The organism is Vagococcus elongatus, assembly GCF_003987645.1.
Classification (GTDB): Bacteria; Bacillota; Bacilli; order Lactobacillales; family Vagococcaceae; genus Vagococcus_A; species Vagococcus_A elongatus.
On the sequence record NZ_NGKA01000013.1, the window covers coordinates 52,428 to 79,072 of the forward strand.

At 40.1% G+C, this 26,645-nt stretch carries 29 protein-coding genes and 3 pseudogenes; 27 read left to right on the forward strand and 5 right to left on the reverse strand.

Going from position 1 to position 26,645, the window contains the following annotated elements; genetic code table 11:
* Positions 1 to 139 precede the first annotated feature (139 nt).
* From CBF29_RS09185 to CBF29_RS09215, 7 genes are all read left to right on the forward strand, one after another.
* On the forward strand, positions 140 to 667 hold the full coding sequence (locus tag CBF29_RS09185) for a YqeG family HAD IIIA-type phosphatase (protein ID WP_126809433.1): 528 nt from the start codon (positions 140 to 142) through the stop codon (positions 665 to 667).
* Positions 664 to 1,773, forward strand: a complete 1,110-nt coding sequence (gene yqeH, locus CBF29_RS09190) for a ribosome biogenesis GTPase YqeH (RefSeq protein ID WP_126809434.1) — start codon at positions 664 to 666, stop codon at positions 1,771 to 1,773. Before CBF29_RS09185 ends, yqeH begins: the two co-directional genes overlap by 4 nt.
* A 17-nt stretch (positions 1,774 to 1,790) precedes the next feature.
* Positions 1,791 to 2,105, forward strand: a complete 315-nt coding sequence (yhbY, locus tag CBF29_RS09195) for a ribosome assembly RNA-binding protein YhbY (RefSeq protein ID WP_126809435.1) — start codon at positions 1,791 to 1,793, stop codon at positions 2,103 to 2,105.
* Positions 2,106 to 2,165: 60 nt separating this feature from the next.
* Positions 2,166 to 2,774: a nicotinate-nucleotide adenylyltransferase gene (locus tag CBF29_RS09200; RefSeq protein ID WP_245987333.1), complete on the forward strand. Its 609-nt coding sequence runs from the start codon at positions 2,166 to 2,168 to the stop codon at positions 2,772 to 2,774.
* Positions 2,764 to 3,348: a bis(5'-nucleosyl)-tetraphosphatase (symmetrical) YqeK gene (gene yqeK / locus CBF29_RS09205; protein WP_425469895.1), complete on the forward strand. Its 585-nt coding sequence runs from the start codon at positions 2,764 to 2,766 to the stop codon at positions 3,346 to 3,348. The genes CBF29_RS09200 and yqeK overlap by 11 nt, the downstream gene beginning before the upstream one ends.
* Positions 3,349 to 3,411: 63 nt before the next feature.
* On the forward strand, positions 3,412 to 3,765 hold the full coding sequence (rsfS, locus tag CBF29_RS09210) for a ribosome silencing factor (protein ID WP_126809438.1): 354 nt from the start codon (positions 3,412 to 3,414) through the stop codon (positions 3,763 to 3,765).
* Between the two features lies 1 nt (position 3,766).
* Positions 3,767 to 4,495: a class I SAM-dependent DNA methyltransferase gene (locus CBF29_RS09215; RefSeq protein WP_126809439.1), complete on the forward strand. Its 729-nt coding sequence runs from the start codon at positions 3,767 to 3,769 to the stop codon at positions 4,493 to 4,495.
* A 27-nt stretch (positions 4,496 to 4,522) separates the two neighbouring features.
* Here the strand turns inward: CBF29_RS09215 and CBF29_RS09220 are convergent, their stop codons facing one another.
* Positions 4,523 to 4,726: a hypothetical protein gene (locus tag CBF29_RS09220; RefSeq protein WP_126809440.1), complete on the reverse strand. Its 204-nt coding sequence runs from the start codon at positions 4,724 to 4,726 to the stop codon at positions 4,523 to 4,525.
* Positions 4,727 to 4,995: 269 nt separating this feature from the next.
* On the opposite strand from CBF29_RS09220, the gene guaC reads away from it, so the two are divergent.
* The 3 genes from guaC to CBF29_RS09235 all read left to right on the forward strand — a co-directional run bounded on the left by guaC (position 4,996) and on the right by CBF29_RS09235 (position 7,452).
* Positions 4,996 to 5,973, forward strand: a complete 978-nt coding sequence (gene guaC, locus CBF29_RS09225; protein WP_126809441.1) for a GMP reductase — start codon at positions 4,996 to 4,998, stop codon at positions 5,971 to 5,973.
* 215 nt (positions 5,974 to 6,188) lie between these two features.
* The gene (locus tag CBF29_RS09230) at positions 6,189 to 6,515 is read left to right on the forward strand and encodes a PadR family transcriptional regulator (RefSeq protein WP_126809442.1); all 327 of its coding nucleotides are present in this window, start codon (positions 6,189 to 6,191) and stop codon (positions 6,513 to 6,515) included.
* 1 nt (position 6,516) lies between these two features.
* On the forward strand, positions 6,517 to 7,452 hold the full coding sequence (locus tag CBF29_RS09235; RefSeq protein ID WP_126809443.1) for a permease prefix domain 1-containing protein: 936 nt from the start codon (positions 6,517 to 6,519) through the stop codon (positions 7,450 to 7,452).
* 58 nt (positions 7,453 to 7,510) lie between these two features.
* Here CBF29_RS09235 and CBF29_RS09240 read toward each other — a convergent pair whose 3' ends face one another.
* From CBF29_RS09240 to thiD (CBF29_RS09250), 3 genes are read right to left on the reverse strand one after another with little or no spacing between them, the layout of a single operon-like run.
* Positions 7,511 to 8,068 carry an ECF transporter S component gene (locus CBF29_RS09240; protein ID WP_126809444.1) on the reverse strand — a complete coding sequence of 186 codons (558 nt, stop codon included), beginning with the start codon at positions 8,066 to 8,068 and terminating at the stop codon, positions 7,511 to 7,513.
* A 17-nt stretch (positions 8,069 to 8,085) separates the two neighbouring features.
* Complete coding sequence (thiD, locus tag CBF29_RS09245; RefSeq protein WP_126809445.1) at positions 8,086 to 8,895, reverse strand: bifunctional hydroxymethylpyrimidine kinase/phosphomethylpyrimidine kinase; 810 nt, start codon at positions 8,893 to 8,895, stop codon at positions 8,086 to 8,088.
* 19 nt (positions 8,896 to 8,914) lie between these two features.
* Positions 8,915 to 9,739: a bifunctional hydroxymethylpyrimidine kinase/phosphomethylpyrimidine kinase gene (thiD, locus tag CBF29_RS09250; protein WP_211334271.1), complete on the reverse strand. Its 825-nt coding sequence runs from the start codon at positions 9,737 to 9,739 to the stop codon at positions 8,915 to 8,917.
* 111 nt (positions 9,740 to 9,850) lie between these two features.
* On the opposite strand from thiD (CBF29_RS09250), the gene CBF29_RS09255 reads away from it, so the two are divergent.
* The 17 genes and pseudogenes from CBF29_RS09255 to CBF29_RS09335 all read left to right on the forward strand — a co-directional run.
* A complete protein-coding gene (locus CBF29_RS09255; RefSeq protein WP_126809447.1) occupies positions 9,851 to 11,314 on the forward strand; it encodes an aminotransferase-like domain-containing protein in 1,464 nt (487 codons plus the stop codon).
* Between the two features lie 328 nt (positions 11,315 to 11,642).
* Positions 11,643 to 12,085 (forward strand): annotated as a pseudogene (gene fabT / locus CBF29_RS09260) (fatty acid biosynthesis transcriptional regulator FabT).
* A 20-nt stretch (positions 12,086 to 12,105) separates the two neighbouring features.
* Positions 12,106 to 13,086 carry a beta-ketoacyl-ACP synthase III gene (locus CBF29_RS09265; protein ID WP_126809448.1) on the forward strand — a complete coding sequence of 327 codons (981 nt, stop codon included), beginning with the start codon at positions 12,106 to 12,108 and terminating at the stop codon, positions 13,084 to 13,086.
* Between the two features lie 56 nt (positions 13,087 to 13,142).
* Positions 13,143 to 13,373 carry an acyl carrier protein gene (locus CBF29_RS09270; protein WP_126809449.1) on the forward strand — a complete coding sequence of 77 codons (231 nt, stop codon included), beginning with the start codon at positions 13,143 to 13,145 and terminating at the stop codon, positions 13,371 to 13,373.
* Between the two features lie 84 nt (positions 13,374 to 13,457).
* Positions 13,458 to 14,432: an enoyl-[acyl-carrier-protein] reductase FabK gene (gene fabK / locus CBF29_RS09275; RefSeq protein ID WP_126809450.1), complete on the forward strand. Its 975-nt coding sequence runs from the start codon at positions 13,458 to 13,460 to the stop codon at positions 14,430 to 14,432.
* A 24-nt stretch (positions 14,433 to 14,456) separates the two neighbouring features.
* Positions 14,457 to 15,389, forward strand: coding sequence for an ACP S-malonyltransferase (gene fabD, locus CBF29_RS09280; RefSeq protein ID WP_126809451.1), 933 nt, complete (start codon positions 14,457 to 14,459; stop codon positions 15,387 to 15,389).
* 11 nt (positions 15,390 to 15,400) lie between these two features.
* On the forward strand, positions 15,401 to 16,132 hold the full coding sequence (fabG, locus tag CBF29_RS09285) for a 3-oxoacyl-[acyl-carrier-protein] reductase (RefSeq protein WP_126809452.1): 732 nt from the start codon (positions 15,401 to 15,403) through the stop codon (positions 16,130 to 16,132).
* 12 nt (positions 16,133 to 16,144) lie between these two features.
* A complete protein-coding gene (fabF, locus tag CBF29_RS09290) occupies positions 16,145 to 17,386 on the forward strand; it encodes a beta-ketoacyl-ACP synthase II (RefSeq protein WP_126809453.1) in 1,242 nt (413 codons plus the stop codon).
* Between the two features lie 3 nt (positions 17,387 to 17,389).
* Entirely contained in the window at positions 17,390 to 17,866 is a 477-nt protein-coding gene (gene accB / locus CBF29_RS09295; RefSeq protein ID WP_126809454.1) for an acetyl-CoA carboxylase biotin carboxyl carrier protein, read from the forward strand.
* A gap of 12 nt (positions 17,867 to 17,878) precedes the next feature.
* On the forward strand, positions 17,879 to 18,310 hold the full coding sequence (fabZ, locus tag CBF29_RS09300; RefSeq protein WP_126809455.1) for a 3-hydroxyacyl-ACP dehydratase FabZ: 432 nt from the start codon (positions 17,879 to 17,881) through the stop codon (positions 18,308 to 18,310).
* Positions 18,311 to 18,313: 3 nt separating this feature from the next.
* Complete coding sequence (locus CBF29_RS09305; protein ID WP_126809456.1) at positions 18,314 to 19,681, forward strand: acetyl-CoA carboxylase biotin carboxylase subunit; 1,368 nt, start codon at positions 18,314 to 18,316, stop codon at positions 19,679 to 19,681.
* A gap of 15 nt (positions 19,682 to 19,696) precedes the next feature.
* Positions 19,697 to 20,575, forward strand: coding sequence for an acetyl-CoA carboxylase, carboxyltransferase subunit beta (gene accD, locus CBF29_RS14140; protein WP_126809457.1), 879 nt, complete (start codon positions 19,697 to 19,699; stop codon positions 20,573 to 20,575).
* Positions 20,568 to 21,359, forward strand: a complete 792-nt coding sequence (locus tag CBF29_RS14145) for an acetyl-CoA carboxylase carboxyltransferase subunit alpha (RefSeq protein WP_126809458.1) — start codon at positions 20,568 to 20,570, stop codon at positions 21,357 to 21,359. Before accD ends, CBF29_RS14145 begins: the two co-directional genes overlap by 8 nt.
* A 281-nt stretch (positions 21,360 to 21,640) precedes the next feature.
* Entirely contained in the window at positions 21,641 to 22,453 is an 813-nt protein-coding gene (locus CBF29_RS09320) for a PRD domain-containing protein (protein ID WP_126809459.1), read from the forward strand.
* Positions 22,454 to 22,534: 81 nt separating this feature from the next.
* Complete coding sequence (malX, locus tag CBF29_RS09325) at positions 22,535 to 24,121, forward strand: maltose/glucose-specific PTS transporter subunit IIBC (RefSeq protein WP_211334270.1); 1,587 nt, start codon at positions 22,535 to 22,537, stop codon at positions 24,119 to 24,121.
* Between the two features lie 16 nt (positions 24,122 to 24,137).
* Positions 24,138 to 25,325: a MalY/PatB family protein gene (locus tag CBF29_RS09330; protein ID WP_126809460.1), complete on the forward strand. Its 1,188-nt coding sequence runs from the start codon at positions 24,138 to 24,140 to the stop codon at positions 25,323 to 25,325.
* Positions 25,326 to 25,518: 193 nt separating this feature from the next.
* A pseudogene (locus tag CBF29_RS09335) lies at positions 25,519 to 25,664 on the forward strand (transposase); the annotation flags it as partial.
* 91 nt (positions 25,665 to 25,755) lie between these two features.
* Here CBF29_RS09335 and CBF29_RS09340 read toward each other — a convergent pair.
* Positions 25,756 to 26,645: pseudogene (locus CBF29_RS09340) on the reverse strand (IS256 family transposase); the annotation flags it as partial.

Below are 26,645 nucleotides of genomic sequence, written 5' to 3' on the forward strand. Positions count from 1 at the left end.
GTTTTTGTTATGAAAAGACCATTCATCCAGAACGACAATAATTGTTGATTGTTGTGCTTCACTAGATAGATTGGTGGGATTCATACCAGTTGAGGAAGTGAAATCAGCCGACAAGGACAGATGAATGAAAGGAGTCTATATGTTTTCAAAATATAAACCAACATGGATGATTGAGGCGATTTACCAACTAACGCCTGAGCAATTAAAAAAACATAATATCAAAGGAATATTGACTGACTTGGACAATACTCTGATTGCTTGGAATAATCCAAAAGGGACAAAAGAATTCCATGATTGGATGAACCAAATGGAAAATGCCGGGATTCCAGTGATTGTGGTTTCTAATAATAATAGAAGAAGAGTATCAAAAGCAGTGGAAAAAATCAATTTAGATTTCATTCACGGGGCATTAAAACCATTATCATTTGGGATTCATCGAGGAGTAGACAAGCTAGGTATAGATGCCAATCAGGTAGTCATGGTTGGAGACCAGATCATGACAGATATCAGAGCGGCTAATGCAGCAGGTATCCGCTCAATTTTAGTTAAACCGATTGTCAATACCGACTCTTGGAAGACAAAGTTTAATCGAGGGATGGAAAAAATCGTCATGAGACATTTGTTGAAAAAACATCCTGGAATGATTTGGAAAGGTGACTTAGAATGAATGAGGAACTAAAATGTATCGGCTGCGGGGCGACCATCCAGACGACAGATAAAGAAAAATTAGGTTATACGCCAAAGTCGGCATTGGAAAAGGGACTAGAGGTTGGAGAAGTTTACTGTCAAAGATGCTTCCGTTTAAGACACTATAACGATATACAAGATATCAGTCTGACGGATGATGATTTTTTAAGATTACTAAATTCGATTGCGGAGAAAGATGCCTTGATCGTGAATGTTATCGATATTTTTGACTTCAACGGCAGTTTGATTCCGGGACTCCATCGTTTTGTCGGGAATAATCCGGTGCTGTTGGTCGGCAACAAAGTCGATATCTTGCCAAAATCTTTAAAACGCGGAAAACTGACGCAGTGGCTGCGGGAGCGTGCCCATGAGGCTGGGTTAAGACCTGTAGATGTGGTACTACTCAGCGGGAAAAAAATATCCGAAATGGCATCATTGATGGAGATGATAGAAAAGCATCGACACGGGAAAGATGTTTATGTGGTTGGTGTGACAAATGTAGGGAAGTCAACGATCATTAATGGCATCATCAAAGCAACGGCCGGATTGCAGGAAGTCATTACGACGTCCCAATTCCCAGGAACGACTTTGGATAAAATTGAAATTCCTCTGGATGACGGTCATTTTTTGATTGATACTCCGGGAATCATTCATCAACACCAAATGGCCCACTATTTGGGCAAGAAGGATTTAAAAATTACCAGTCCTTCTAAAGAAATTAAGCCGAAGACGTACCAGCTGAATGAAGGACAGACATTATTTTTAGGTGGTCTGGCAAGAATGGACTATCTCCAAGGAGAGAAAAATTCTTTCACAGTCTATGTGTCAAACGAATTGGACGTGCATCGGACAAAGGCCCAAGGAGCCGATGATTTTTATCAAAAGCATGTGGGAGGCTTGTTGGTTCCACCGCAGAAAGAAGAAATCCCAGAATTTCCAGAGTTTACTCGTCGTGAGTTTTCTGTTGATAAAAATACGGACATCGTTTTTTCTGGTCTAGGTTGGATTTCTGTCCGAGAAAAAGCAGTCATCGCAGCCTATGCACCTAAGGGCGTGGAAGTCGTTATACGTAAAGCATTGATTTAAGGAAAGAGGTTCTCAAAGTGGAATTAAAAGGGAAACAAAAACGTTTTTTACGCAGTCAGGCCCATCATTTGAATCCGATTTTTCAAATCGGTAAAGGGGGATTAAATGAGGCCATGATGATGCAAATCGGCGAAGCCTTAGAAAAACGTGAATTGATAAAAGTAAGTTTGTTGCAAAATACGGATGAAGTCGCCGAAGACGTGGCTGAGATTTTGGAAGAAAAAATTGATTGCCACGTGGTTCAAATTATCGGACGTGTATTAGTATTGTATAAGCCATCATCAAAAGAAAAATTACAACATTTTTCTTCTATGGTTAAAACAATGAAATAATTTGAGGTGAAGATAGTGGTTGGCAAAAAGGTACAAACATTTTTTAATCCTGTCACCGAGGTGGTTGTCAGTGTAGAAGAAATTGTAAACAAAAAGCGTGTAGGGATTCTTGGAGGCAATTTTAATCCAGTCCATTACACTCATTTGTTGATGGCTGATCAAGTTTATCATCAACTTGGCTTGGATGAAATTTATCTAATGCCCAGCAATATACCGCCTCATCAAACTGCCAAGAGGACCATCAACAGTGATCATCGGGTGAAAATGATCGAACTAGCCGTAGAAGATTACCCCTATATCGGCATTGAAAAAATAGAGCTTCAACGAGAAGGTAAAAGCTATACTTATGATACAATGAAGACACTGAAAGAGAAGAATCCCGAGGCAGAATATTATTTCATCATTGGTGGGGATATGGTAGAAGATTTGCCGAATTGGCATCGAATCGATGAGCTGGTATCCTTAGTAAAGTTTGTAGGAATCAAACGGCCAAACTATCAGGTAGAGACCCCCTATCCGGTCATCTGGGTGGAAATCCCCGAAACAAGTATCAGTTCCAGCTTGATTCGCAAACGAGTTAAGGACGGGTGCAGTGTGAATTTCATGCTTCCGGAAAAGGTGTTACAATATATAAAGAAGGAAGGCTTATATCTAAATGATTCTTTATAGTAAACAATACTTTCCCGGCACTCGTGAGGAGCTTGTAAAAAAAGTTTCAGCAACCATGAGTCCCAAAAGATTTTCCCATGTCCTCCGGGTGGAAAAAGTTGCTTTAGAGCTGGCTGAATACTACGGTGAGGAATTGGAAAAAACAAGTGTGGCAGCCTTAGTTCATGACTATGCAAAGGAGCGCCCGGATGAAGACTTTATTCGTCAGATAGATAAAGGAAAATATTCTCAAGACTTAAAGGCTTACGGCAACGAAATTTGGCATGGCATCATCGGTGCGGATTTTGTCGCTGAGGAGCTAGAGATATCAGATGAAGCTATCTTGCAGGCTGTTCGCTTACACACTACAGGCGCAAAGGAGATGTCCCGTTTGGCACAAATCATTTATGTGGCGGATTTTATCGAAGACGGACGAGACTTTCCCGGTGTGGCAACGGCAAGACGACTGGCATTTGAAAACTTGGCTTCAGCGGTCGCCTTTGAGACCAAACACACACTGCAGTTTTTAATTGAGAAAGAAGTTAAGGTATACCCAAAGACTATTGAAACTTATAATGCTTGGGTAGCCAATTGATTTGAGATAAAGAAAAAGACATGACAATACTTAGCAAACAAACTATTTGAGGAGGGATTTATTATCAACAGTGAAAAATTATTGGAGTTAATTGTAAAAGCCGCAGATGACAAAAGGGCAGAAGATTTATTGGTGCTGGATGTTCGTGAGATTTCAGTATTAGCAGATTATTTTGTCATTTGTCACGGAAATAGCGAAAAACAAGTCGGAGCCATCACTGACGGAGTGGTTGAGGCTGCTCAAAAAGCCGGCGTGGATGTGGGCAGAGTAGAAGGCAGAGAGATGGGAAAATGGGTCTTGGCAGACCTTGGAGATGTGATCGTCCATGTGTTCCATGGAGATGAAAGAGGTTTTTACAATCTAGAAAAACTGTGGTCCGATGCACCATCAGTTTCGATCACCAGATGGGTGTCTTAAAATGACTTATGAAAATTTTGCTTTTATTTATGATGAGGTCATGGATGAAAGTTTATACACGTCTTGGCTGGCGTTTGCTAAACGTCATCTTGTTCCCGGGACCAAGAGAATTTTAGAGTTGGCATGCGGCACAGGCGCACTCGCCTGTGCTTTTGCTCGAGAAGGCTTCGACGTCACTGCATTGGATTTATCTGAAGAAATGCTCATGGTGGCAAGCAGCAAGGCTGCTGCCGATGACGTAGAGGTCCAATTTGTGCAAGGAGACATGCTGGACTTGTCTGAAGCAGGAACTTATGAGGCGATAACGTGTTTTTCAGATTCATTGTGCTACATGCCGGATCGTCAATCGGTCCAGCAGGTTTTTGATACCGTATATTCAGCATTAGAAGAAGAAGGTATCTTTATGTTTGATGTGCATTCTCTTCATCAAATCAATGAAGGCTTTCGCGAGTATTCTTATCATTATCAGACAGAGGACTTTGCTTTTTTATGGGATAGTTTTCCCGGCGAAAAAAAAGACAGTGTGGAACATTTCTTAACATTTTTTGTCAGGGACAATAACAAATTTTTAAGATTCGATGAACTTCACAAAGAAAGAACCTATTCTTTAGAAAATTACTACACATTGCTGGAAAATGCTAACTTTAGTCAAATCAGTATTTATGGTGATTTTTCGGATAACAAACCAAATGAACAAACAGCTCGCTGGTTTTTCGTTTGTAAAAAGTAAAAAAACGCTGATTTCAGCGTTTTTTTTTTAGATTTTATCTATGCAATAAAATGGGACGACTAAACGACCATTTAAATCTTCCACCTTATCAGCATCATTCACTTCAAAACTATCTACCTCAACTAGTGCTGATAAATCATACATTTTTTCAACCTTTGCCATAAAATTTCCTTTTAATAATGGGCTCGTACAACGATAAGTTTCCCCAATCATGATTTTGTCCGCTTCCATAGTGCGCTCCTCTCGTGCGACAACTCAAAAAATATGCATAAGACGTCTTCTTTTTTTATAGATGATACCACGATAAAGTCTTTTTGTAAAATTGTTCACTATAAAAAGAGAATCTTTTATTTAACCAGTCTATTTAGGTCATTGCAGGCACAGCCCTTGCTTTACTCTTTCAAATAGTGTAAATTAGTTGAGGAAGATTACGGTTGTTGCACCTAAAAAGATAACAATGTTCGGTTTTTCCTAAATTATGATTAAGGGAGGTTTCCAATATGAAAATTTTCGATTATGAAGATATTCAATTGGTTCCAAACAAATGTGTTGTTAAAAGTCGTTCAGAATGTGATACAAGTGTTACTTTAGGGAAACACTCCTTCAAAATGCCTGTAGTACCGGCAAATATGCAGACAATTATTGATGAAAAAATTGCTGAGTGGCTGGCTGAAAATGGTTATTTTTATATTATGCACCGTTTTGAAGAAGACAAACGGATACCTTTTATTGAAAGAATGCACCATAGAAATTTAATTGCTTCTATTAGTGTAGGAGTCAAAGATTATGAATATGATTTTGTCAGAGAGCTAGCTGACAAAAAATTGCTTCCAGAGTATATTACGATTGATATCGCACACGGGCATTCAGATGCGGTGATCAACATGATCAAACATATTAAGGAATATTTGCCGGAAACATTTGTTATTGCTGGAAATGTGGGCACACCTGAAGCAGTGAGAGAGTTGGAAAATGCTGGAGCGGATGCGACAAAAGTCGGTATCGGCCCAGGAAAAGTCTGCATCACCAAAATTAAAACAGGTTTCGGGACAGGCGGCTGGCAGCTGGCTGCGGTCAGACGATGCAGTAAGGCGGCAAGGAAGCCGATTATTGCTGATGGGGGCATCCGTACCCATGGAGATGTGGCTAAATCTATTCGTTTCGGTGCAAGTATGGTCATGATAGGATCTTTATTCGCAGGACATGAAGAATCCCCGGGTGAAACAAAAGTAGAAGATGGTGTGGTTTACAAAGAGTACTTTGGCAGCGCCTCAGAATTCCAAAAGGGCGAAAAGAAAAATGTTGAAGGAAAGAAAATTTGGGTCCACCATAAAGGCCTGCTGGCTGACACTTTAGTTGAGATGCAGCAAGATCTTCAATCATCTATTTCCTATGCAGGAGGCAGAGATTTAGAAGCAATCAGGAAAGTCGATTATGTTATTGTGAAGAATTCCATTTTTAATGGTGATACGATTTAATTTTTAATAAAAGTGTGGAATTTGATAAAAGTGTGAGATTTGAAGAAATCTCATGCTTTTTTATTTTTTACAATCTATGATATATTCTTCGTAAAAAAACTCTAGTTCCTTAGTCTGATTTTTTTTAAATTACTTGATTCATCGTAGTAAAAATGCTAAACTTTATTTACTACGACAGACGTAGTATGACGGTCGTAGTAAAATGAGGTGACAATATGATTAGCAGCGATATGATTAGAGGGTACAATGATCCCATTATTCTATCCATTTTGACTGATGGAGATTCTTATGGCTACGAGATATCAAAAAAAATCAGGGAGATGTCAGAAGGAAAGTACATTATTAAGGAAACCACGTTGTATTCTGCTTTCGCCAGATTGCAAAAAAACGGCTTGATTACTTCTTATCCAGGAGATGAAACTTTCGGAAAAAAAAGAACTTATTATAAAATCACTGCCAAAGGGTTGGAATTTTTAATTGAGAAGCGGGAAGAGTGGGAAGTGACACAAGAAGTTGTCAAGATTTTCTTAGGAGGAAAGTAGCATGGACACAATAAAAAATTATGTAGAAACGATGTTTATCAATTTGCCGGAAACGCCGGAAATGATGCAGTTAAAAGTTGATATTCTCGCAAATATGGAAGATAAATTTGAAGAACTGATTGGAGAAGGAATGTCGGAAAATGCAGCTATCGGGCAAGTGATTTCCGAATTCGGCAATATTGAAGAAGTTTTGGAAGAGTTCAATATCAGAGACGAAGACGAACAGGATGAACTATCAGAAGAAGTCCTTCCCACAATCGACTCTCATGAAGTGGAAAAAATTATGACAGCCAAAAGAGGTGTGGGGTTAAAAGTTGGTTTGGGAGTGATGGCCTGTTGTGCTGGTGTGGGAATACTTGTTGGAAGTAATGCAAACGGAAACCAAGGAATTGGTCTTGCTGGTCTCTTCTTGATGGCAGCGGTAGGTGTTGCACTGTTTATCCTTGGGGGATTTCAAAATAGCAAATACGAGTATTTGGAAAAACCTTTTGTGATGACCGGAGGCACTCGCCGGGAAGTAGAGAAACAGAAGCAGGCATTTGAAAAAAGTTTTATCGTCAGTATTACTTTAGGAGTTGTTCTGTGCATCCTTTCTGTAATCCCACTCATAGTCACCGCAATCAACGAAGGTGGCGAGATTTATGAACAGCGAATGGTTACTATCATGTTTTTTATTGCTTCCTTAGGCGTCTTCTTATTTATCTATGCAGGTGTTATCCAAGGCACATACACATTGTTGTTGGAAAAGGGGCTAATGAAGCAACCCACAGCGAAAGAACTGAAAAAATCCAAGCTGGCTAGCAAAATCGATGCAGTTTTTTGGCCCATCGTCGTAGTTATCTTCTTTATTTGGGGATTTGTGTTTGACGGTTTTGGCATTTCATGGATCGTTTTCCCCATCGCAGCGGTTTTAAGTAATATTTGGGATCCAGATTAAATGAAAAGCACTGATTTCATAGGCTAAGAATCCAAGATAGCCAAAAATCAGTGCTTTTTTATTTGTTTTTAAAAATCGATGCTGCCAATATCTTTTTTAAAGGATAATAGGCAATCATTACAATAATAATTGCAGCGATAGCATTGAGCAAAGTGATATACAAAGTGCTGATACTATTAGTGACTGCTACCCCAAAGGAACTTCCCAGATATAGGGACATGACCAGATTTTTTAAAAAAGTCATGATCAGTTTGGCGATACCTCCAACAAGGGCAGGGACGAAAAGTTTTAGAAATTTATTTTGTTGATGTTTAAAAACTTTAAAAGAACTGTAAATAGCTCCTCCTACGATAAAGCATTCAAGAATAAAGTAAGGGGCCTCGATGGCAAAACCGTTGAGAATATCAAAAAGAGCAAAGCCAATGCCGCCAGCCAGCGCCCCTTGCCAGTAGCCAAGTAAAAGTACAGACAGGATAAAAACACTGCTGCCAAAATGGACAAATGGGGTGCCTACTAAAGCGGGCAGAGGTACTCTGATGGTTGTAGCTATGGTAACTAAGGCGGCAAAAATACCGATAGAAACGATGTCGCGAATATCTATTTTTTTAGTTTGCATGATTAAACTCTCCTCTGCTAAAGTTTTACGGACTGGCGAAGTGCGCCGTGCCAAATATATCCAGTATAAGGATTGAGAAAAATACCATTCTTGATGGCGGCAGTAATGTAATCTTTAGACAGTTGTATGGTCTCTGTGATTTCCACTCCCTTGGCGAGGTTGGCTGTAATGGCTCCAGCAAAGGCACATCCTGCCCCATGGTTAGTCAAAGTTTCAATCTTTTCTTCTTTAAAGAAGTGAAAATCATTGCCATCGTAAAGGAGATCAACGGCTTTATCTCCCGGAATACGTGAACCGCCTTTGATTACCACATACTCTGGGCCCAGCTGTTTGATGTTAATAGCGGCTTGTTTCATGTCCTCAATGGTATCAATCGTTGGTATCTGAGCTAAGATGGCCGCTTCAGTAAGATTAGGTGTGACAACTGAAGCCATCGGAAAGAGGCGCTCCACCATCTCCTTCAACATCTCTGGATGCAAAAGTTTTTTTCTGCTTTTGACAGCCATCACCGGGTCCACGACAATATTTCTTTGTTTTTCTTTTTTTAATTGTGTCTCTATCAGTTCAATCATCTCAAAACTGCCCAGCAACCCGATTTTTACGGCATCCAGCGATCCACCGGAGAATGCGGTTTGTAATTGTTGTGCCACAACATCATCCGGTATTGAAAAAATATGATGCTTTTTACTGGCTGGATCGACTGTCAGTATGCTTGTGATGGTACTGATGCCAAAAGTGCCAAACTCTTGAAAAGTTTTCAGATCAGCTTGGATGCCGGCACCGCCTCCAGCATCCGAGCCGGCAATTGTCAATGTTTTCTTAATCATCTCATGCTCCTCAACTCAATTAGTTATTATCAATAATTCTTTTTTCAGCATGGTTATAAGCACCATGCCAGATATGTCCCACATAAGGATAAATATCTACGCCGTTTTTGATTGCTGCGGTCACAAAAGATTTAGCTTGCCGGGCGGCTTTTTCTGTACTTAATCCCTTGGTGAGACCGGCAGTAATGGCGGCGGCAAAAGTGCAGCCGGCTCCATGATTATTATGAGTTTGAATTTTATTTTCAGAAAGAACTGTAAACTCTTTGCCATCATAAAACACATCGATGGCCTTGTCTGTCCCCAGCGCTTTACCGCCTTTTATTACTACAGTTTTTGGACCCAATTCGAGAATTTTTTCCGCTGCCTGTTTCATATCGTCTAGAGAACTGATAGTTGGGACGTTTGCCAAAAATTTTGCTTCCAGCAAATTTGGTGTTGCGATTGTTGCTAAAGGCAGCAATAATTTTTTCATTGTTTCCACATTTTCAGGCTGGAGCAGTTCATCGGAGCCTTTGCAAGCCATCACTGGATCGATGACTACGTGTTTGACTTGATGTTTTTTGATATATCTGGCCGCAATTTCAATAGTTTCGATGGCACCCAACATTCCAGTTTTCAGTCCGTCGATTGGTTTGCCAGAAAAGATAGTTTTCAGTTGTTGCTCAACTAGTGCCGGCTCCATTGATGTCACGTGATGGGACCAGTTGTTATCAGGATCCATGGTGACGACGCTTGTAATAGCACAAAAACCAAAAGTGCCAAATTCTTGAAATGTTTTTAAATCCGCTTGTATGCCAGCGCCGCCGCTTGAATCTGAACCGGCAATCGTCAAAGTTTTCTTAATCACGTAAAATTCCCCCTTTTTTCTGTTACATTCATCATACAAAAGCTAAAGGTTGAATAAAACATCCAATTAGAGTATATTGGACCCATCCACTTTAGGGAGGGATGTAGTGTGTGGCAAATAGATCATAAAAGTCAGCAGTCACTGTATCAGCAAATTGTACAGCTAGTGGAGTCTAAAGCGACTACAGGAGAGCTTTTACCTGGGGAAAAACTGCCTTCAGAAAGAGAGCTTGCCAAAAAATTAAAAGTGAACCGCTCAACGATTGTCAGAGCCTTTGACGAGTTAGCCTCAAGAGGGATTATTATTCGAAAGCGCGGCAGCGGGACCATCATTAATGATGGAGAATGGGACATTCAAATTTTTGAAGGTATCAACTGGCGTCATTATTTGCAAAAGGAAACCTTGAGCACGGAAGGGACGTTCAGAGAAGAAATTTACTCCAGACTTGCAGAGAAAAACAATCACGTCATTGATGGTTATTCCTCGGAGTTGCCGATTGAATTAATTCCCGAGTTGAAAATCCCCAGTATGAACTGGCGGGATATTTTGGAAGAAGACTTGCATCAAGAAAACTTAGGGTATATCGAGCTTAGGAAATCACTGCAGCACTTGATGGCACAGGAGTTTTCTTATCAGATGCTTCTTGATGAAATCTTGATTACTGAAGGGGCCCAGCAGGCGATTTTTTATATTATTCATGCCCTTTTAAAAAAAGATGATATTGTGGCAATCGAAACCCCCTCTTTCTTCTATTCTTTGCCTGTTTTCAGCAATGCTGGTGTTAAAACTGTCGGTGTTCCTGTGGATCGTGAAGGTATCCAGTTGAAAGTGCTAGAAAAAAAGTTTCAGCAATTTCCTGTGAAGATGCTTTTTGTGAATCCATCTTATCAGAATCCGACTGGTACTAGTCTTACCCTGGAAAAAAGGAAAGAGTTAGTTGCCTTATGCAAAAAATATCAGGTGGCCATTGTTGAGGATGATGTGTTTGGCTTTTTGAAATTTTCTGGCACGAAGTCTGTTCCCCGTCTAAAAGAATTGTCAGAAGAAAATGTTATTTATATTGGCTCCTTAACTAAAATATTAGGCTCAACTATCCAAATTGGATGGGTTAATGCCCCTAAACGTGTTTTGGAGCAAATGATTAAAGTAAGAGAACGCTGGGAATTCTCTTTAAGTATTTTCCCGCAAATGTTAGCTACCATGGGACTGAAAGACCAATCTTTTACCACTCAATTAAGTCACCTAAGAGATGTTTTGGAAAAAAGGAAAAAATTGCTGGTAAGTTTGTTGACCAAGGAACTTTCAGAAGAGTTTTCATTTTACGTACCTGAAGGGGGTTACTATATTTGGCTGACACTTTTGCAGCCGGAGTTATCTACCAGCGACTGGAAAGCGTTGTTGGAGACAGAGCTTTTAGTAATGCCTAGCTTTTTGTTAGGGAAAGATAAACAAAGTATGCGAATCAATTACGCACGTCTCTCAGAAGAAGACTGTTATCGTGTGGTGGAAATTTTGAAACAACTGTGCGTGACGTGGCGGAGTAAAAATGAGGGTGTCATAACCATAAAATAAAAATATTTATTTATGGAAGAAAGATGAATTTGAACAATAGAATGCTATCAGTTCTTTGTTTTGTGGGACAGTCAACTTTTTTTACTGCTTGGATTTGTTAAAATAAATTTTCTGTGTAAGCTCGTGTACGAACAGGGAGTTTTTATGAGTTAAAAAAATTTAATACTATGTCTGAAATGTTGATATAATCATCTTTCAGACTTTTTTTATGAATGATTTTCAGAAAGTAGTTGCAATATTATTTTTTTATGTATATACTTTGTGTGTCGAATAGTTTGATAATCAAAGTATTCGATAATCAAATTATTACTCGAGTGAGGTTTTATTCATGGAGGCAAATTTAGAACTAATTAATTCTTATTTGATTGCTGTTTTCAACGATATTTTGACCATTGAAGAATCTGAATTAAAAAAAGTCAGTTTGAAGATATTTCAATCAAAGAAATGCATACCATAGAGGCCATTGGTCTTCACAATGAGCGAACCTCCAGTGAAGTTGCCAAGAGACTCTCCATTACGGTGGGCACGTTGACAGTAGCGATCAACAACCTTGTTAAAAAAGGTTATGTGGAAAGAATTCGCAGTAAAGACGACCGTCGAGTGGTCCGATTGAAATTAACCAATCGAGGCAGACTGTTTTACCGTGTGCACCAGCATTTTCATAAAAAAATGGTAGAGGCGGCACTGACGGACATGAACGAGGCTGAGAAAAAAGCTGTCGTCAAAGGATTGAAAAATTTGCACGAGTTTTTAAAAGGAAGTTATCAGTAGGAAAGTTTTGAGGATCTAGTATGAACGAGACACGTATCACGCACACTGCGTCCTATCTCCCGGCTCGAGTTGTTGCCAACGCGGAACTCGCTGAGATGATGGAAACAAGTGATGACTGGATTTACAGTCGCACAGGTATAAAAAATCGTCGGGTGGTAGAAAACCAAAATACATCTGATTTGTGTACTGAAGTCGCAAGAGCATTGATTTTAAAAAGCGGTAAAAAACCATCAGATATTGACTTTATCATCGTAGCAACCATGACGCCGGATTACAGTTCCCCTTCCACAGCTTGTTTAGTTCAAGGGAATCTGGAAGCGTCCAACGCTATGGCTTTTGATATTAGTGCCGCTTGTTCCGGATTTGTTTACGCCCTGTCCATGGGCGAGACCTTGATTGGAAGTGGGAAGTATCAAACGGGGATGGTCATTGCCGGAGAAACCATGTCCAAGGTGTTAGACTGGGAAGACCGTTCCACTGCTGTTTTGTTTGGAGATGGTGCTGGCGGTGTTTTGCTGGAAAATACAGGGGAACGTCCGCAGTTTATCGATGAGTACTTGCAGTCTGACGGGAGCCGGGGTATGAGTTTGACGACTTCATATAGTTATAATTCCAGTCCCTTTTACCAAGCAGAAAAAAAAGCGTCAACGACTCTTAAAATGGATGGACGAAGTATTTTTGATTTTTCTTTGAGAAATGTTTCTGCCAATATCCGTACAATCGTTGAACGGAATCAGCTTTCTGATGAAAGCATCGACTATGTACTGGCACATCAGGCGAATGTAAGGATTTTAGATGCCGTAGCAAAAAAGTCAAACCTATCTAGGGGAAAATTTTTAAGCAACATTGCTTCCTATGCTAATACATCGGCAGCAAGTATTCCCATTCTGTTGCATGAGTGCATAGAAAAGGGCATCTTGCAATTAGGAAGTCAGCAGAAAATTGTGTTAACCGGTTTTGGCGGCGGTCTGACATGGGGAAGTATTCTTTTGTCACTGTAGCTGCAAAAGTCGTTAATAAATAAAAATAAAATAAAAATATCATGGAGGAACATAAAATGGCAACTTTCGCAAAAATTCAAGAGATTATTGTAGATCAATTAGGTAAAGAGGAAGAAGAAGTTCAATTGACAACTAACTTCCGGGAAGAATTAGAAGCAGACAGTTTAGACTTATTCCAAATCATCAACGATATTGAAGATGAATTCGACGTAAAAATTGAAACTGACGAAGGCTTGAACACTGTAGAAGATTTAGTGAAATTTGTTGACGGTGAGCTAGCTAAATAAGGAACCTGCCAAAGAAGTTGCTTAGAAGCCGAGCTTCTAAGCTTTTTTAATTAAGTGAAAAGACAAATCAGAGAAGGTGAAAGAATGAATCATTCAAGAATATGTCAGATGTTAGATATCGAATACCCTATTATTCAGGGAGCAATGGCTTGGGTAGCGGAAGCCAATTTGGCAAGTGCAGTTTCCAATGCAGGTGGTTTAGGGATCATAGCATCTGGACATGCACCTAGACACATTGTAAAAGAGCAAATTGATTTGGCAAAAAAACTGACAGACAAGCCCTTTGGCGTCAACATCATGTTGATGTCCCCCCATGTGGATGACATAGTAGATTTAGTTTGTGAGGAGCGGGTGAAGGTAGTAACTACCGGCGCAGGTTCTCCTGGGAAATATATGAAAAAATTTAAAGAAGCTGAGATTGTTGTCATCCCTGTGGTGGCTTCTGTAGCTTTAGCGAGAAGAATGGAAAGTGACGGAGCTGATGCTGTTGTTGCCGAAGGAATGGAAGGTGGCGGGCATATCGGGAAAACAACCACCATGGCTTTAGTTCCTCAAGTAGTGGATGCGGTTGATATTCCAGTGATTGCGGCTGGCGGCGTGGGTGATGGGCGCGGCATGGCGGCAGCCTTGATGTTAGGCGTCGAAGCTGTACAACTTGGCACACGTTTTTTGATTTCTAAGGAATGTACGGCCCATGAAAATTTCAAAAAATTTGTCCTTAAAGCGAATGATTTAAGCACAGATGTTACCGGCATGGCTACGGGACATCCTGTCCGGGGATTAAGAAACAAATTGACCCGGGAATACAATAAATTAGAACGGATTGAAGCTGGCAAGGCAGAACCTGATTGGGATTTGCTGGAAGATTTAGGCAAAGGTGCTTTAAAGCGTGCTGTGGTTGATGGAGATACGAAAAATAGTTCCATGATGTCTGGTCAAATCGCCGGGTTGGTTTCCAAAGAAAACCAGACTTGTGAGGACATCATTCAAGAACTGATTACGGAATGTCAAGAAGTGATCCAATCCAGAGCAGAACGCTGGTTAGAAAAAAGCCGATAAAAAGACCTGTGAGAGGAGTTAGTTATGGCAATTGGATTTATTTATAGCGGACAAGGGGCACAATATCACGGGATGGGAAAAGAACTTTCTGAAGCTTATCCGGTTTACGATCAAACCCTTGAAGAAGCTTCAGATGCTCTCGGCTGGGATATGAAAGCTTTAAGTTTCAATGAAAATTCCCAATTAGATGAAACGGAGTTTACCCAGCCAGCTGTTTTGACGATGAGTACCGCCCTTCACAGAGTACTAGCTGAACTGGGAGTGACACCTGATATCGTTGCAGGTTTGAGTCTTGGTGAGTACTCGGCTCTAGTCGCCAGCGATGCCCTAACTTTTTCTGAAACAGTTCAACTGGTTCAAAAACGGGGACGCTGGATGACCGAGGCTGTTCCCCATGGGAAAGGCGCTATGTCGGCAGTGATGAATATTCCCCGAGAAATAGTGGAAGAAGCTTGTCTTGCGGCAAGTGAGTATGGTGTGGTAATTCCTGCGAACTATAATATGCCAAATCAAATCGTGATTTCCGGTGAGGTGGCAGCGGTGGCAAAAGCAGAACAATTATTATCAGGCCATAACCGCAGCAAAATCATTCGTCTGAATGTGAGCGGACCTTTCCATACGAGTTTGTTGGCACCGGCTTCTGAAAAACTGTCGGCTGCTTTGGCAGAGTTGACGATTCGTGACATGAGGATCCCTGTAGTGACTAATTTAACCGGGGAAATTATTCCGTCTAAAGATGAAATCGCTCCTACACTGGTGCAACAGGTGAAATCACCTGTTTACTGGGAGGATTGTGTCAGAACAATGATTGCTGAGGGTGTGGATACATTTTTGGAATTAGGCCCGGGAAGAGCATTAAAAGGCTTTGTAAAAAAAATCGATCGTACAGTCAACGTTGAAAATATAGAAGATGTTAAAACATTAGAAAAGGCTTTGGCCTCATTCAATTTAAGTTAGGAGGATATCATTTGGAAAATAAAACGGTTATTGTCACTGGCAGTACCAGAGGAATCGGCTTAGGTATCGCTTTGGCATTTGCAAAACTTGGCGCAAATATTGTTTTAAATGGCCGAAAAGAAATAGACCCTGCACTGCTGGAACCATTTGAGCAATTAGGTGTCAAGTCCCATTATATTCAGGGAGATGTACAAAATTTCGAAGATGCCAAACGATTAATTGCTGAAACTCGGGAAATATTTGGTTCAATTGACGTCCTCGTAAATAATGCCGGTGTAACCAATGATAAATTATTGATGCGCATGTCTGAAGAAGATTTTGATTCCGTGATCGGTGTAAATTTGAAAGGAACCTTTCATACCATTCAGCAAGTTTCTACGGTCATGCTGAAACAAAAAAGCGGAACCATCATCAATTTGGCCAGTGTGGTTGGTTTAGTCGGGAATGCCGGCCAAGCAAACTATGCGGCAAGTAAAGCGGGAGTGGTCGGGTTGACAAAATCAGTTGCCCGCGAGTTGGCTTCAAGAGGCATCACTTGTAATGCGATTGCACCAGGCTTTATCGAATCAGATATGACAGAAGTGTTGAGCGACAAGGTCAAAGAGGCATCCAAAACACAGATACCGCTGAAAAAATTTGGTTCAGTGGAAGATGTGGCCAATGCGGCGGTCTTTTTAGCAACAAATAAATATATTACTGGACAAGTGCTGAATGTGGACGGCGGCATGGTCATGAATGGTTAAGGAGGGAACAAAATGAGGCGAGTAGTTATTACCGGACAGGGAGCTGTAACTCCTTTGGGAAATACAGCAAAAGAGTTTTGGGAAGGACTTAAAGAAGGAAGAAACGGCATTGCACCCATCAAAAAGTTTGATGCTAGCGAGACTGGCATCACAGTGGCTGCAGAGGTTAAAGATTTCGATCCGACCCTATACATGGCAAAGAAACAAACGAAGCGGATGGATTTATTTTCAATTTACGGTGTTGCCGCCGCCAAACAGGCAGTAGAAAATGCGGGATTGAACATTGGAGAAAATGCTGATCCTCATCGTACGGGAGTAATCGTCAGTTCAGGTATCGGCGGGATGACCACCATTCAAGAACAGGTAATCAAAATGCACGACCGGGGACCTAAGAGAGTGGCACCATTTTTTGTGCCCATGTCTATCAGCAACATGGCAGCTGGAAATATTTCCATCGCCACAGGAGCTAAAGGAATTTGTACCTGTGTCGTCACTGCTTGTGCCTCTTCAACCAATGCTATTGGCGATGGTTTTCGTTCCATTAAGCATGGGTATTCTGATGTGATACTGGCTGGCGGGACTGAAGCGACCGTTTGTGAAATCGGGATTTCTGGCTTTGCGGCATTGACAGCTTTGACCACAGCAGAAGATCCTGAACGTGCCTCTATTCCTTTTGACAAAGACAGAGGCGGCTTTGTTATGGGGGAAGGGGCTGCGGTTCTAGTGTTAGAAGAACTGGAGCATGCCTTGGCTCGAGGAGCGAATATTTTAGCGGAAGTTGTCGGCTATGGGGCTAACAGCGATGCTTATCATATGACTAGTCCAAACCCTGACGGTTCAGGTGCCGGCATTTGTATGATAAATGCAATGGAAGAAGCTGGTGTATCACCAGAAGAGATAGATTATATCAACGCTCACGGAACTGGGACACCAACCAATGACGGAGCGGAAACGACAGCAATCAAATTTGCTTTGGGAGAAAACGCCTATAAAGTGGCTATTTCCAGTACGAAAAGCATGACGGGACACTTGTTGGGAGCGGCTGGCGCAATAGAGGCGATTGCCTGCGTCGGTGCGTTACAGGAAGATTTTATTCCGCCAACGATCGGTCTGGAAAACGTCAGCGATGATTGTGATTTGGATTATGTTCCTAAAATCGGCCAAGCTAGATCAGTCAAATATACTTTAAGCAATTCACTTGGCTTTGGCGGACATAATGCGGTGTTATGTATGAAAAAATGGGAAGGTGAGTAGCAGGTGGAATTTTCTGAACTACAAGAAATCTTAAAACAGTTTGATTCTTCTACTGTCAGAGTGCTGGATCTCTCCAAGAAGGATTTTCATTTGTTTATCAGTAAAGATAAAGTCGAGATGCCTAGACCTTCGAAGAATGAGTTGACAGAAACACAACCCACACCAGAAATTCAGCAAATAGTCGTAGAAAAACCGGTTATTTCCGAGGAGAATGAACCAGCTGCTCCTCCAGCACAACCGCAGAAAGGCAAGACGATTGATTCACCTTTAGTGGGGGTGACCTATTTGAGCCCAGCTCCTGGCGAGCCGGCATTCAAATCTGCCGGAGACAAGGTGAAAAAAGGCGATGTCTTGTGCATCGTAGAAGCCATGAAACTGATGAATGAAATTACTAGCGATACAGACGGTGTCATAGAAGCAGTATTAGTTGAAAATGAAGAGGTCGTCGAATATGGACAACCTTTGTTTCAGATTGTTTAGGAGGGAAAATCAATGCAATTAAATGTACAAGAAATAATGGAAATCATTCCAAATCGTTATCCAATCATGATGGTTGACCGGGTGTTAGAACTGGAGCCGGGGAAACACGTAGTTGCGATAAAAAATGTGACTTACAATGAACAGTTCTTTCCGGGACATTTTCCGGGGGAGCCAGTTATGCCGGGAGTCTTGATTCTTGAAGCTTTGGCACAGACAGGCTCGATTCCGTTACTTAAAAGTGAAGAATTTGAAGGACAAACAGGCTACCTAGGCGGTATTGACAAAGTTAAATTCCGTCAAAAAGTCGTTCCTGGTGATGTTCTTAGAATGGAAATGGAAATTATCAAGCGTAAAGGGAACATCGGTGTGGGCAAAGCAACGGCTTCCGTTGACGGGAAAGTTGTCTGCTCTGCTTTGATGACATTTATTATTGGAGCGAAGTAGCCTATGTTTAATAAGGTATTGATTGCTAATAGAGGTGAAATTGCAGTTCGGATTATCCGTGCTTGTCGGGAACTGGGGATCGAAACAGTGGCCGTTTATTCTGAGGCAGACCGGGAGGCACTGCACAAGGAACTAGCCGATGAAGCTATTTGTATCGGTCCAGCTAAAGCAGCAGACTCTTATTTGGATATGCAAAGTGTTATCAGTGCGGCAATTGTGACTGGCGCCGAAGCTATCCATCCCGGTTTCGGTTTTTTAGCAGAAAACAGTACTTTTGCAGAAATGTGTGAAGAATGTCAGCTTAAATTTATTGGACCAAGAGCTGAGACGATCAAAGAGATGGGAAATAAAATCAATGCCCGCCGTCTGATGATAAAAGCCGGTGTACCGGTGATTCCCGGAAGCGACGGTGCAATAGATAGTGTTGAAGAAGCACTTGAAATAGCTCATCGAATCGGATTTCCAGTTATGCTGAAAGCAGCGGCTGGCGGGGGCGGAAAAGGCATTCGTAAGATAGAAGCTGCTGAAAAACTTCCTCAGCAATTTCAATCCGCGCAACAAGAGGCGATAGCTGCATTTGGTAATGGGGAAATGTATATTGAAAAAATCATTTATCCTGCCAGACATATCGAAGTTCAAATTTTGGGAGATGGTCATGGACAGGTGATTCATCTGGGAGAAAGGGATTGTTCCTTGCAGCGGAACAATCAAAAAGTCTTGGAAGAATCTCCCGCTGTGGGCTTAACTGAACAGCTGCGTTCTGCCATCGGCGATGCTGCAGTTCGTGCAGCCCAAGCTGTTGGCTATGAAAATGCCGGAACGATTGAATTTTTAATGGATGAGCAGCAACAGTTTTATTTTATGGAAATGAACACGCGGATTCAAGTAGAGCATCCGGTGACTGAAATGGTGACGGGGGTAGACATTGTCCGAGAACAGTTGCGGATTGCTTATGGTCAGCCGCTGACTTACACCCAGGAAGATATCCAATTAAAGGGACATGCGATTGAATGTCGAATCAATGCAGAAAATCCAAAATTTAACTTTGCTCCTTGTCCGGGAACCATTGAAAATCTATTACTGCCTAGCGGCGGTATGGGGTTAAGAGTTGACAGCGCTGTGTATGGCGGCTATACGATTCCCCCTTACTATGATTCAATGATTGCTAAAATCATCGTTTGCGGAGATACGCGGGAAGCAGCCATCGGGAAAATGGAGCGTGCGTTGGTAGAGTTGGTGACCGATGGTATTGTGACAAATCAAGAGTTTCAAATGGATTTGATTACACACGAAAGCTTTGTTAAAGGTCAATATGACACGGCTTTCTTACAAGAAAAGTTTTTACCTAATTGGGAACCTGAATTGGACTAGTGAAGGAGGGGTGATATGGCCCTATTCAAAAAGAAAAAATATATTCGCATCAATCCTAAACGGCAAGTTTCAACAACGGAAAAAATTATTAAACCCCAAATCCCTGATGACTTGTGGGAAAAATGTCCTAAGTGTAAAAAAATCATTTACACTAAGGATATGTCCGAAAATAAAACTTGCACCAATTGCGGTTACTGTTTCCGTCTAAGCGCAAAAGAACGGCTAAAATTAATTGTGGATGAAGGAACTTTTGAGGAATGGGATACAGATATCCTCAGTGAAAATCCAATTGACTTTCCTGGTTATGACCAGAAAATTGCTGCTGTCCGTAAAAAAACCGGCTTACATGAAGCTGTCGTAACAGGTAAAGGTTTCATCAATCAGCATGAGGCAGTGATTGGCGTCATGGACAGCCAATTCATCATGGGGAGCATGGGGATGGTCGTGGGAGAAAAAATCACCCGTGCTTTTGAACGAGGGACAGCTTTGGCGTTGCCTGTTATCATTTTTACCGCATCAGGGGGGGCACGTATGCAAGAAGGCATCCTTTCATTGATGCAGATGGGAAAAATTTCTGCGGCAGTGAAACGACATCACGAAGCAGGTTTACTGTACATCGCTGTGTTGACCGATCCCACAACTGGCGGGGTTACAGCAAGTTTTGCCATGCAGGGGGATATTATTTTGGCCGAACCTCAAGCAACGATTGGCTTTGCCGGTCGCAGAGTGATTGAACAGACGATTAAGCAAAAGCTTCCGGAATCTTTTCAAAAAGCGGAGCATCTATTAGAAAAAGGTTTTATTGATAAAATAGTTGCCAGAGAAGAACTGAAAAAAGTCCTAGGATTTTTGCTGAAAGTGCATGGTCCGGTGAGGAGGCAGGTTGATGACTAAGACAAAAACAGCAAATGAGCTGGTAGCGCTGGCTCGTCATCCGAAACGGTACACACCTTTAGAGTATATCGAGTCGATTTTTGATGATTTTATGGAATTTCACGGGGACCGCTACTATGGAGATGACCAAGCGGTCGTTGGCGGTGTGGCTTTTTTAGATGGAATGCCTGTCACAGTGATTGCTATCCAAAAAGGAAGAGACCTTCAAGAGAACATCAGCAGAAACTTCGGCTCGCCCCATCCTGAGGGGTATCGGAAATCTTTACGTTTGATGAGGCAGGCAGAAAAATTTGGCCGCCCGATTATTACGTTTGTCAACACTCCGGGTGCATTTTGCGGTATTGAAGCGGAAGAACGGGGTGAAGGAGAAGCGATTGCCAGGAATTTATACGAAATGAGTGACATCAAAGTCCCGATTCTTTCAGTTTTCACTGGGGAAGGGGGCAGCGGTGGAGCAATTGCTTTAGCCATGGCTGATGATGTTTTGATGTTGGAATATAGTATTTATTCGATTCTTTCTCCAGAAGGTTTTTCTTCCATCTTATGGAAAGACAGCACTAAATCGGCCGAAGCTGCGGAGATTATGAAACTTACCTCCTATGACTTAAAAAAATTGCACGTGATTGACGATATCATACCTGAGGAAAAAAGCGGCAAAAACATCCCTCAAGAAGAAATCAATGAATTGTTGAAAAAACAATTACTTTCAAAAATATCCCGCCTGATGACGTTATCTTCAGAGGAACTGACGGAGCGTCGCTATCAACGTTTTAGACAATATTAAAACTATATTTTCTAAATTATAAAATTAAGAAGATATGGTGAAGAGATAAGTTGCGATGTAAAAAAGAATATACTTCTAGCTAACCGGATCATTCTTAACAACTTAGTTGAGTATTCAGAAAAGAAAATGTTAAAAGATATTCTCTTTTTATATTTCTGTGGTATAATGTGTTGTAGAAAGCGAATACTTTTCAATTATTTAGGGTGTTATCTAATTACAAGAGCATTACCTAAACACGTTTCATGTGTTTAGGTTTTTATTTTTTTGGGGGGTGATCAAGCATGAAAATTGAAAAGGTTCTAAATAATAGTACTGTGATTGCATCTGATAATACGACAGAAATGATTTTATTGGGGAGAGGGATTGGTTTTAATAAAAAAGCGGGTGATAAAGTTGATGAAACGAGAGTTGAAAAAAAGTACGTTGTCGATTCTGCGTTAAATGTAAATAAAGCTATTTATGAATTGGATGATTGCTATTTCAGGTTATCGAAGGACATCATTGATATAGCCGAGTCGGAGTTAAAAACAGAATTAAATAAAACAAGTTATATATTATTGGCGGACCATATAAATTTTAGTATTTCTCGTTGCAAAGAAGGAAAAATTACTCCGAATATATTCATGAACGAAATCCAGCTGCTTTATCCTAAGCAATATAAGATTGGTCAAGAATCTTTAGCATACATTTTTAAAGAAACAGGTATAGAATTACCTATTGACGAAGCTGGGTATATTGCGTTGCACATTGTAAATTCGTCAATTGATAATAATGACGAATTTATAGAAAAGCTACCAAAAAATATTGATGAGATAGTCAATATAATCGAAAATCATTATCGGATGACTTTTAAAAAAGATATTATTGAGTATTCAAGATTTGTCACACATCTGAAATATTTATTATTGAGATTGCAAAGAAAGGAGTGGAAAAGGGTTGATTCTGATGACTCGAAAGCTGTTAAACCCGTAATTAAGCAGTATGCTGTGGTTGGGGAAATCAGCACATATATCTATAAAGCATATCATAAAAAAATAGGCAAAGATGAGGAGTACTATCTTAATCTTCATCTGGGCAGACTAATTAATTCTTAGTGTGTTACTTTAAGTAGGCAAAAACTAAAATTAAGCTGATTTCAGTTTAATTTTAGTTTTTTATTATTTAGGAGGGAAAAAATGGAAATTCAAAAATCAACTTCAGTAAAAACAAGACTATTCGGTTTTTTTCAAGAATTAGGTAAGACGTTCATGTTTCCTGTATCATTACTGGCTTTTTTGGGAATTTTATTAGGATTAGGGAGTTCGCTCACTTCTCAAGCAATGATTGACAAGATACCTTGGCTGGGAAATGAAATACTACAGCATTTTTTTAATTCGATATCTACACTCGGGGGGTTTGCGTTTAGTTACTTGCCTGTTTTATTTGCCATGTCGATACCACTAGGATTGAGCAAGCGCAATAAAGGTGTTGCTGCCTACTCAGGATTTGTTGGGTATATGCTTATGAACATGGGAATTAATTTTATGTTGACAGTGACTAAACAATTGGCTGAAGCAGAAAATTTGAGGACAGCAGGGCAAGGAATGATGCTCGGTATTCAGACAATCGAAATGGGAATTCTAGGAGGTATCATCGCAGGTCTTGTGACGTATGTTCTTCATGAAAAATATCAAGATATGGTTATGCCTGATGCTTTCTCGTTTTTCGGCGGGATCAGATTTGTACCGATTATTTCCGCAATTGCATTATTTTTAGTAGGATTATTGTTGCCGTTCATTTGGCCGATTTTTGGTAACGCAATTACTGCTTTAGGTAACTTGATTCAACAGGCTGGTATTTTTGGACCATTCTTGTATGGTATAGGTGTCTTAGCTTTAAAACCTTTTGGTATGCATCATATTTTATTGGCAATGGTTAGGTTTACCGATGCCGGAGGGACAGAGTTTGTGAATGGCGATAAAATTTCAGGAGCCTTGAATATTTTCTATGCACAGCTCAATGCTGGAGAGCCAATTAGCGCTAAAGCTACTGCTTTTTTATCTCAAGGTTTTATGCCGACATTCATGTTCGGGTTACCCGCTGTTGCGATTGCTATCTATATGACAGCACGACCTGAGAATAGAAAGGCAATCAAAGGGTTATTAATTTCAGGGATATTAGTTTCATTGGTCACAGGGATATCTGAACCTATTGAGTTTCTATTTTTATTTGTTGCACCCCAACTATATATATTTCATGCGTTGATGTCAGGTGTGGCAATGATGGTAGTGTCGTTAGCCGGTGTGGTTATTGGTAATACGGATGGTGGCATTATTGATTGGATTATATTCGGCGTTATGCAAGGGAATTACACTAAGTGGTATCTCCTGATACCGATTGGAATTGCTTGGTTTATGATATATTATTTTGTTTTTAAATGGTATATTCAAAAGCATGATATCAAGACGCCAGGGAGAGAAGCTGCGGGACAAGACGAAATAGATGAAGATGGTAATGTGAATCTTAAAGTATTTACTAAAGGAGATGGTTTGTATGATCCGGCAATTATTTTAGAAGCATTAGGCGGTAAAGAAAATATAAAAACACTCGATAATTGTGTGACTCGTTTACGATTAAATATTGAAGATATTAGTTTAGTAAATAAAAATATTTTGAAAAAAGCTGGGGCCTTGGGTGTTGTGGAACTTGACGCACACAATATACAAGTTATTATTGGCGCCCAAGTACAAACAGTCAAAACAGGAATAGAAATGTTATTGTAGTAAAAGGAGATATAAAATGGATTTCAATTTTGATGAGATATTTGATAGAAGAAAAGGTAATGCAAGAAAATGGTCATCAGAGGTTTTGAATCAGAAATTTGGTATAAAAGATTCAGATGCTATTGCAATGGATTTGGCAGATATTGATTTTCCAGTAGCCAAACCAATTCAGCAGGCTTTGACAATCCGTGCTTCCATACCTGATTATAGTTATACCTATACTTCTTCGGAATTTTATGAAGCGGTAAAGAAGTGGAACAAAAATAATTTTCAATGTGATTTTAAAAAAGAGTGGATTATCTTAACATATGGCACAGTATCTACCTTACACAATATCGTACAATGCTTTACTGAAGTAGGCGATAAAATCATGTTTCACACGCCAGCATATGACCCTTTTTGTGAAGCCGTAGATAATAATTGTAGAGTACCTGTTTTTTCATCCTTAGTAGAAAAAGATGGCAGATATGAGATGGACTTTTCTCGGATGGAACAAGATATGAAAGATAATGATGTAAAAGTTTTTATTCTATGTAATCCTCAAAATCCTTCAGGACGTGTCTGGACTAGAGAAGAGTTGTTCCTACTAAATGAGTTGTGTATCAAATATGACATTATTTTAGTATCAGATGAAATCCATCGAGAATATGTTTTTGAAGGCTATACATTTACATCAATGTGGGAATTTTCCAAAACGAATGAAAATCTAATTATGTGTTTTTCGCCAAATAAAGCTTTTAATCTTGGGGGCTTGAAGACATCGTATGTCGTTACAAGAAATGAGCATCTATTAGAGAAATTTTCTAAACAATTGAAAAGAAATCAAATCACTTCTCCCAATGTATTTGCTATCCCTGCTATTGTTGCAGCATATGATGAATGCGGTGAGTGGTTGAGAGAGATGGTTGCTTACGTAGAAAAAAACCATCATTATTTATCTAAATTCATTGAGCAGGAAATGCCTCTATTTAAGGTTATGAAACCAGAATCATCATTCTTGGCGTGGATAAATGTGGATGAATTACTAAAAACAGATGGACAGAAAGATTTATTTTTCCAGAATTGTCATATTTCTGTTGTCAAGGGAAGTTATTTTGTTAGAGACGGAAATAAATTTATCAGATTGAGTATAGGTATGCCTAGAAAAGTATTGGCTGAAGCATTATTTCGAATAAAAAAAGAGTATGATAAATGGATAAAATAAAACATCATGAACTAAACGTGTCAATGACTCTTCGAGGAATCTCGAAGGGTCATTCTTCTTTATATGTTCTGAAAAACAGCAGCTATGCGGATGGTTACAAAAACTTTTAGTGAGGCATCAAAAAACACCTCCTGAAATGATAAATTGATTTTGGTTTACCGACCGCGTCATTATCAAATTAGGATTTTTTTTCATGAAAAAAGACAATCAATTTTATTACATACCAAATGGAAATGTAAGTATCATATTGTATTTGCACTCAAATATAGAAGACAAATTATTTGTGGGAAATATAGAGAAAGTATCGGGAAAATAATTGGAGAGTTATGTGATAGAAAAAAATGGAAATCATTGAAGCGGATGCATATCGAGGTTATATTGTCAAGTCCATAATTTTGTGTAAAATACTATACAATGTTTCACTGCTTTCTCAGTGTTCAAACTTAATATACTTTCTTGTAGAACTAATCCATTCATCATGCAGGTCCATCAGGACAGCCTCAATCAATCGATTGGCTGATGCACGGTTAGGAAAGATACGAATAATCTTTTCTCTTCTGCGTACTTCTTGGTTCAGTCGTTCAAGAAGGTTGGTGCTTTTCAGTCGATGGTTCCCAGTACCGACAACTGCGTATTGAAAGGCATCTTCGAAGCCATTATCCAAGACCTCACAAGCTTTTGTATATTTGCTTTGGTCGATATAGCCGGCAACGATTCGATTTTTAGCGTCTCGTGCTGAATCAATATCTGTCAGCTTAAAGATGGCTTTAATCGCTTCTCGAAAAGGTTTTGAGTTTTTCTTTGGAATGGTAGTCATGATATTCCTTAAGAAGTATACTTGGCATCTCTGCCAACTTGTGTTGGTAAATGACTTACGAATCGCAGAAACTAATCCTTTATGGGCATCAGAGATGATAAGCTCGGTTCCTTACAAGCCACGTTCTTTGAGGTATTCAAAGAACGTGGACCATGCGTTGTCGCTTTCTTCGTTTTGAATCATAAAGCCAATGATTTCGCGGTCGCCGTCTTCGCTTATCCCAATCGCAGTGTGACAGCTTTTAGAAAGCACCCGATGGTCCTCACGAACTTTTATGTAGAGAACATCTGTCATTAAATAAGGATAATTTGTACCTGAGAGTGAATGGTTCTGCCATTGCGTAACTATGGGGTCCAACTGTTCAGTAAGACCAGAAACGAAAGATTTGGAGACTGATTTCCCACAGAGTTCTTCGACAATTTTAGAAACCTTACGAGTAGAAACACTCGAAACATACATCTCAAGCATGGAAGCAAGTAGCGCTTTTTCGTTTCGCTGATAGC

Bases quoted from the DNA above. Each gene is read 5' to 3' on its own strand.
- CBF29_RS09230 (WP_126809442.1), top strand. From the start codon at position 6,189: ATGATTAGCAGCGATATGATTAGAGGGTACAATGATCCCATTATTCTA.
- fabF (WP_126809453.1), top strand. From the start codon at position 16,145: ATGAGGCGAGTAGTTATTACCGGACAGGGAGCTGTAACTCCTTTGGGA.
- CBF29_RS09320 (WP_126809459.1), top strand. From the start codon at position 21,641: ATGAAAATTGAAAAGGTTCTAAATAATAGTACTGTGATTGCATCTGAT.
- fabZ (WP_126809455.1), top strand. From the start codon at position 17,879: ATGCAATTAAATGTACAAGAAATAATGGAAATCATTCCAAATCGTTAT.
- guaC (WP_126809441.1), top strand. From the start codon at position 4,996: ATGAAAATTTTCGATTATGAAGATATTCAATTGGTTCCAAACAAATGT.
- fabD (WP_126809451.1), top strand. From the start codon at position 14,457: ATGGCAATTGGATTTATTTATAGCGGACAAGGGGCACAATATCACGGG.
- CBF29_RS09185 (WP_126809433.1), top strand. From the start codon at position 140: ATGTTTTCAAAATATAAACCAACATGGATGATTGAGGCGATTTACCAA.
- accD (WP_126809457.1), top strand. From the start codon at position 19,697: ATGGCCCTATTCAAAAAGAAAAAATATATTCGCATCAATCCTAAACGG.
- CBF29_RS14145 (WP_126809458.1), top strand. From the start codon at position 20,568: ATGACTAAGACAAAAACAGCAAATGAGCTGGTAGCGCTGGCTCGTCAT.
- CBF29_RS09220 (WP_126809440.1), bottom strand. From the start codon at position 4,726: ATGGAAGCGGACAAAATCATGATTGGGGAAACTTATCGTTGTACGAGC.
- thiD (WP_126809445.1), bottom strand. From the start codon at position 8,895: ATGATTAAGAAAACATTGACAATTGCCGGCTCGGATGCTGGAGGCGGT.
- CBF29_RS09235 (WP_126809443.1), top strand. From the start codon at position 6,517: ATGGACACAATAAAAAATTATGTAGAAACGATGTTTATCAATTTGCCG.
- fabK (WP_126809450.1), top strand. From the start codon at position 13,458: ATGAATCATTCAAGAATATGTCAGATGTTAGATATCGAATACCCTATT.
- CBF29_RS09330 (WP_126809460.1), top strand. From the start codon at position 24,138: ATGGATTTCAATTTTGATGAGATATTTGATAGAAGAAAAGGTAATGCA.
- CBF29_RS09240 (WP_126809444.1), bottom strand. From the start codon at position 8,068: ATGCAAACTAAAAAAATAGATATTCGCGACATCGTTTCTATCGGTATT.
- CBF29_RS09305 (WP_126809456.1), top strand. From the start codon at position 18,314: ATGTTTAATAAGGTATTGATTGCTAATAGAGGTGAAATTGCAGTTCGG.
- yqeH (WP_126809434.1), top strand. From the start codon at position 664: ATGAATGAGGAACTAAAATGTATCGGCTGCGGGGCGACCATCCAGACG.
- CBF29_RS09270 (WP_126809449.1), top strand. From the start codon at position 13,143: ATGGCAACTTTCGCAAAAATTCAAGAGATTATTGTAGATCAATTAGGT.
- CBF29_RS09265 (WP_126809448.1), top strand. From the start codon at position 12,106: ATGAACGAGACACGTATCACGCACACTGCGTCCTATCTCCCGGCTCGA.
- malX (WP_211334270.1), top strand. From the start codon at position 22,535: ATGGAAATTCAAAAATCAACTTCAGTAAAAACAAGACTATTCGGTTTT.
- CBF29_RS09215 (WP_126809439.1), top strand. From the start codon at position 3,767: ATGACTTATGAAAATTTTGCTTTTATTTATGATGAGGTCATGGATGAA.